This is a genomic window from Variovorax sp. P1_H12_2, assembly GCF_056405335.1.
Genome location: NZ_JBFUCI010000725.1, coordinates 1 through 1,473, shown reverse-complemented (window position 1 = coordinate 1,473; position 1,473 = coordinate 1). Strand labels below are relative to the sequence as shown.

Below are 1,473 nucleotides of genomic sequence, written 5' to 3'. Positions count from 1 at the left end.
CGGTCTGGATCGTGAGCTTGAGCTTTTCGGCCGCCGGCTGGAGGCTGTCGGGCTGCTGGTAGACGATGTCGGTGAAGGCCTCGGCGGCCTTGGCGAATTCCTGCGTCGCCTGCTGGCTGCGCACTTCGTTCTCGATCGTGGGGCGCAGCTTGTCGAACGGCGGCACGACGGAAGGCTTGAGGTCGACGAGTTGAATGATGTGGAAGCCGAACTCGGTCTCGACCAGGCCGCTGATCTCGCCCTTCTTGAGCGCGAACATCGCGTCTTCGAAAGGCTTGACCATCGCGCCGCGGGTCACGAAGTCAAGATCGCCGCCCTTCTGCGCCGAGCCGGGGTCCTGCGAGTTCTTGCGCGCCACGTCGGCGAAGGTGTCGGGGGCCTTGCGGACGCCGGCGAGCAACTGCTCGGCCTTCGCGCGTGCCTGCTCGCGCTCGGCGGCCGGGGCGCTTGCAGGCGCTGCGATCAGGATGTGGCTGGCGCGCCGCTCTTCCTTGCTGCCGAAGCGGACGGCGTTCTGGTCGTAGTAGCTGCGCAGGTCGGCCTCGCTGACCGCGATGCCCTTCTTGGCGGCGTCGAGATCGAGCACCAGGTACTCGATGCTCGCCTGCTCGGGCACCTGGAACAGCGCCGTGTGGTCCTTGTAGTAAGCCTGCAGGTCGGCGTCGCTGACATTGACCTTGGCGGCGAAGTCGGCGGGCTTGAAGAGCGCGACCTGGACCTCGCGCCGATCGTAGAAGGCATCGAGCGTCGCCGCCGCCTGCGCCGCCGTGGCGAAGGCCGTGCCGGACACGCCCAGCGAGACTTGCTGCGTCGCGAGATCGGCGCGCACCGAGGCTTCGTACTGTTCGGGCGTGCGGCCGGTCGCACGCATGAAGGTCTCGCGGTCGAACTTGCCGTCGGCGGTGCGGAACGTTGCCAGGCCCGGATCGGCCGCGAACATCCGTGCCAGCCGCTCCTCGGAGACCGACATGTTCGACTTCGTTGCCGCGGCGGCAAGCACGCGCTCGCGCACCATGCGCTCCAGCGTGGCATAGCGCGCGGCGTCCGAGTCGAGCAGCGCCGGCTCGATGTTGGGCGCCTGCTGCCGGATCCGGTCGACCTCGTTGCGGTGCTGGGCATCCCACTCGGGCCGCGTGATGTCGACGCCCGCCACGTGCGCGACCTTCTCGCCCTGGCCGCCCCCCTGATAGCGATCGACGCCGAACAGCACGAACGAGGGAATGATCAGCAAGAACAAGAACACCATGATGATCTTGTTGTACTTGCGGAAGGAATCAAACATGCTTGAGCACTCTCTAGGACGGATATTGACGCAGCAAGAAAAAAGGCGAACCGTCAGTTCGCCTTCTTTGCATCGGGTGGTGGGTGCTGAGGGGCTCGAACCCCCGACCTACGCCTTGTAAGGGCGCCGCTCTACCAACTGAGCTAAGCACCCCACCTTAAACGATGTCTCAGTTCAGCGCGTCTTTGAGC

1 protein-coding gene and 1 tRNA gene are annotated in these 1,473 nt (G+C 65.7%); both read right to left on the bottom strand.

Features of this window, described 5'->3' with window-relative positions; all coding sequences use genetic code 11:
• Positions 1-1,282, bottom strand: a 1,282-nt coding sequence (locus AC1D2K_RS34595) for a SurA N-terminal domain-containing protein (RefSeq protein ID WP_478094943.1), incomplete at its 3' end; no start/stop codon positions are given.
• A 77-nt stretch (positions 1,283-1,359) separates the two neighbouring features.
• Positions 1,360-1,435 (bottom strand) — tRNA-Val (locus AC1D2K_RS34590).
• Positions 1,436-1,473: the final 38 nt, after the last annotated feature.